The organism is Nocardioides sp. CPCC 206348 (assembly GCF_048654705.1).
Classification (GTDB): domain Bacteria; phylum Actinomycetota; class Actinomycetes; order Propionibacteriales; family Nocardioidaceae; genus Nocardioides.
This window is the reverse complement of sequence record NZ_JBMCZA010000104.1, coordinates 964-5,369: the sequence shown is the minus strand read 5'-3', so window position 1 is coordinate 5,369 and position 4,406 is coordinate 964. Positions and strand designations below refer to the sequence as shown.

Below are 4,406 nucleotides of genomic sequence, written 5' to 3'. Positions count from 1 at the left end.
GCCGGCCTCACTCCGGTCGCCCTGCAGGAGAAGGAGGGCCTCGCGCTGATCAACGGCACCGACGGCATGCTTGGCATGCTGGTGCTCGCGATCGACGACCTCACCGACCTGCTCCGCGTCGCGGACATCTCCGCCGCCATGTCCGTCGAGGGCCAGCTCGGCACCGACCGCGTGTTCGCCCCCGAGCTGCAGGCGATCCGCCCGCACCCGGGCCAGGCCCTGTCGGCGGCCAACCTCACCGCGCTGTTGAAGGACTCCGGAGTCGTCGCCTCGCACCGAGGCCCCGACTGCAACCGCGTCCAGGATGCCTACTCCCTGCGCTGCTCGCCGCAGGTGCACGGTGCCGCCCGCGACACGGTCGCGCACGCCGCGACCGTCGCCGGCCGCGAGCTGGCCTCGGCGATCGACAACCCGGTCGTGCTCGGCGACCGGGTCGAGAGCAACGGCAACTTCCACGGCGCGCCGGTCGCCTACGTCCTCGACTTCCTCGCGATCGTCGCGGCTGACGTCGCCTCGATCGCGGAACGTCGTACCGACCGGTTCCTGGACAAGAACCGCAGCCATGGCCTGCCGCCGTTCCTCGCCGACGACCCGGGTGTCGACTCGGGCCTGATGATCGCGCAGTACACCCAGGCCGCGATCGTCTCCGAGCTCAAGCGGCTCGCGGCGCCTGCGTCGGTGGACTCGATTCCGTCGAGTGCGATGCAGGAGGACCACGTCTCGATGGGCTGGTCGTCGGCCCGCAAGCTGCGCCGCTCGGTCGACGGTCTCACCCGCGTCCTTGCCGTCGAGCTGATGACGGCGTCCCGTGCCCTGAACCTGAGGGCGCCGCTCGAGCCCAGTCCCGCCACGGGTGCGGTCGTCGGCCTGCTCCGCGACCACGGCGTCGGCGGCCCGGGCACCGACCGCTTCCTCGCCCCCGAGATCGAATCCGCCTACCAGCTCGTCCTGGGCCGCCGGGTCACCGCGGCCGTCACCGACGTGATCGGAGAACTCCAGTGAACGACACCAACCCCCGCCTCCCCATCCACGCCGACACCGGCACCGAGCTGACCGCGAAGTCGTGGCAGACCGAGGCGCCGCTGCGGATGCTGATGAACAACCTTGACCCCGAGAACGCCGAGCGTCCCGAGGACCTCGTCGTGTACGGCGGCACGGGCAAGGCCGCCCGCAGCTGGGAGGCGTACAACGCCCTCGTCCGCACCCTGCGCGACCTCGAGGACGACGAGACGATGCTCGTCCAGAGCGGCAAGCCGGTCGGTGTGATGCGCACCCACGCGTGGGCGCCGCGCGTGCTGATCGCGAACTCCAACCTCGTGGGGGACTGGGCGAACTGGGAGGAGTTCCGCCGTCTGGAGGACCTCGGCCTGACCATGTACGGGCAGATGACCGCCGGTTCGTGGATCTACATCGGCACGCAGGGCATCCTGCAGGGCACGTTCGAGACCTTCGCGGCCGTGGCCGACAAGCGCTTCGGCGGGACCCTGGCCGGCACGATCACGCTGACCGCAGGCCTCGGCGGCATGGGCGGCGCGCAACCGCTCGCCGTGACGATGAACGACGGTGTCGCGATCTGCATCGAGTGCGACGACGCCCGCATCAAGCGGCGCATCGAGCACCGCTACCTCGACGTCCAGGCGTCCTCGCTGGAGGAGGCCGTCGCCCTCGCGATCGAGGCGCGCGATGCCCGCAAGCCCCTCTCCATCGGGGTCCTCGGCAACGCGGCCGAGATGGTGCCGCTGCTGCTGGAGCAGAAGGCGCCGATCGACATCGTCACCGACCAGACCTCCGCCCACGACCCGCTCTTCTACCTGCCGGCGGGCACGGCGTTCGAGGACTGGGAGGCCGAGCGCACCGCCGACCCGGTGGGCTTCACCAAGCGGGCGCAGGAGTCCATGGCCACGCACGTGCGAGCGATGGTGGAGTTCCAGGACGCCGGTGCCGAGGTCTTCGACTACGGCAACTCGATCCGTGACGAGGCCCGCAAGGGCGGCTACGACCGGGCGTTCGAGTTCCCGGGGTTCGTGCCGGCGTACATCCGGCCGTTGTTCTGCGAGGGCAAGGGCCCGTTCCGCTGGGCCGCGCTCTCCGGCGACCCGGCCGACATCGCCGCGACGGACAAGGCGATCCTCGAGCTGTTCCCCGACAACGCCCGGCTGCACAAGTGGATCACCATGGCCTCCGAGCGGGTCGCCTTCCAGGGCCTGCCGGCGCGCATCTGCTGGCTCGGGTACGGCGAACGCCACCTGGCCGGCCTGAAGTTCAACGAGATGGTCGCTTCGGGCGAGCTCAAGGCACCCGTGGTGATCGGCCGCGACCACCTCGACTGCGGGTCGGTCGCGTCGCCGTACCGCGAGACGGAGGCGATGCTCGACGGGTCGGACGCGATCGCGGACTGGGCGCTGCTCAACGCGCTGGTCAACACCGCATCGGGTGCGTCGTGGGTGTCGATCCACCATGGCGGCGGGGTCGGCATGGGACGCTCGATCCATGCGGGTCAGGTCTGCGTCGCCGACGGCACCGAGCTCGCTGCGCAGAAGATCGAGCGCGTGCTCACCAACGACCCGGGGATGGGCGTGATCCGCCACGTCGACGCCGGCTACGACCGGGCGGTCGAGGTCGCTGCGGAGCGGGACGTCCGGATCCCGATGCAGGACGGCTGAGGTGGCTGACTTCGAACAGATGTGGGCCGACCTCGCCGCGGTCGGCCGCTCGTCCACCTCCGGCGGCTACTTCCGCCAGCCCTGGGCGAGCGCGGAGGAGGAAATGCGGGTGTGGTTCGCCGAGCAGGCGGCGTCGCGCGGCCTCACGCTCGAGACCGATGCGATGGGCAACCAGGTCGCCTGGTGGCGTCCGGTTCCCGTCGCTGGTCGGGTCGAGACGCTCGGCGTGCTCACCGGCAGCCACCTCGACAGCGTCCTCGACGGCGGCGCGTACGACGGCCCGCTCGGAGTCGTCTCCGCGCTGGCCGCGATCGACCTGCTGCGCGAGCGCGGCGCCGAACCGGGCCGCGCTGTCGGTGTCGGCGTGTTCCGCGAGGAGGAGGGATCCCGCTTCGGGCTGGCCTGCCTGGGCTCGCGGCTCGCGACCGGTTCGGTGGCGTGGTCCGACGTCGAGGGACTGCGGGACCGCACCGGGGTCGCCCTCGGCGACGTGACCGCCGCACCCGCGACCGGCGCCGACGGCCTGCTGGCCGAGGTCGGCTGCTTCGTGGAGCTGCACGTCGAGCAGGGGCGAGCGCTCGTCGACCACGACGTGCCCGTCGGCCTGGCGAGCGGGATCTGGCCGCACGGTCGCTACCGCTTCGACTTCACCGGCCGGGCCGACCACGCCGGCACCACCCGGATGGAGGACCGGGCCGACCCGATGCTCACCTACGCGATGACCGCACTCGCCGCCAACAAGCAGGCCCGGCTCGGGGGATCGCGCGCGACCTTCGGTCGGATCGAGGCGCACCCCAACGGCACCAACGCCGTGCCCTCGCGCGTCACGGCCTGGCTCGACGCGCGCGCCGACTCCGACACGACGCTCGCCGGACTCGTGGCCGCCATCGAGAAGCAGGCCTCCGAGCGCGCCGCACGCGACGGCACCTCGGTGGCCGTGACCGCCGAGTCCGTCTCGGGCGAGGTGGCGTTCAACGTCGATCTCGCCGCCCGGATCGGGGAGGGCCGCGACTGGCCGGTACTGCCGACCCAGGCAGGCCACGACGCCGGTGTCCTCGCCGCAGCCGGCCACCCGACGGCCATGCTCTTCGTCCGCAACCCGACCGGCGTCTCCCATTCGCCCGACGAGTTCGCGGAGACCGAGGACTGCCTGGCCGGTGTCGAGGCGTTGGCCGACGCGCTGTCGGCCCTGGGGGTGTGAGCGTGCTGACGATCCCGGCCATGGCCAACGCCCATTCGCACGCCTTCCACCGCGCCCTGCGCGGCCGCACCCAGCAGGGCACGGGGAGCTTCTGGACGTGGCGCGAGCAGATGTACGACCTCGCCGGTCGCCTCACGCCCGACCTCTACTTCGACCTGGCCCGGGCGACCTACGCCGAGATGCTCGCGGGCGGGATCGGTGCGGTGGGGGAGTTCCACTACCTGCACCACCAGCCCGACGGGACGCCGTACGACGACCCCAACGAGATGGGCCGCGCCCTGCTGGCGGCGGCCGACGACGTCGGCATCCGGATCCGCCTGCTCGACACCTGCTACCTGACGGCTGGGATCGGCCAACCCGCTGGGGGCGTCCAGCGCCGGTTCAGTGACGGGACCGCGGACGCCTGGGCCGAACGCGTCGCGGCGTTCGGCGACGACCGCGTCGGCGCCGCGATCCACAGCGTCCGGGCGGTGCCGCAGGACCAGATGGCGACCGTGGCGGCCGGTGCGGCCGGCGGCCCCGTGCACGTCCACCTGTCGGAG

At 72.2% G+C, this 4,406-nt stretch carries 4 protein-coding genes; all 4 read left to right on the top strand.

Going from position 1 to position 4,406, the window contains the following annotated elements:
* Positions 1-1,002 (top strand): aromatic amino acid lyase (locus ACOADB_RS05155; RefSeq protein WP_378596869.1); only part of this gene is annotated, 1,002 nt, incomplete at its 5' end.
* A complete protein-coding gene (gene hutU / locus ACOADB_RS05150) occupies positions 999-2,663 on the top strand; it encodes a urocanate hydratase (protein ID WP_378596868.1) in 1,665 nt (554 codons plus the stop codon). The genes ACOADB_RS05155 and hutU, both read left to right, overlap by 4 nt.
* Position 2,664: 1 nt before the next feature.
* Positions 2,665-3,864 carry an allantoate amidohydrolase gene (locus ACOADB_RS05145; protein ID WP_378596867.1) on the top strand — a complete coding sequence of 400 codons (1,200 nt, stop codon included), beginning with the start codon at positions 2,665-2,667 and terminating at the stop codon, positions 3,862-3,864.
* A 20-nt stretch (positions 3,865-3,884) separates the two neighbouring features.
* Positions 3,885-4,406: amidohydrolase family protein (locus tag ACOADB_RS05140; RefSeq protein ID WP_378596866.1), on the top strand; the 522-nt coding region annotated here is incomplete at its 3' end.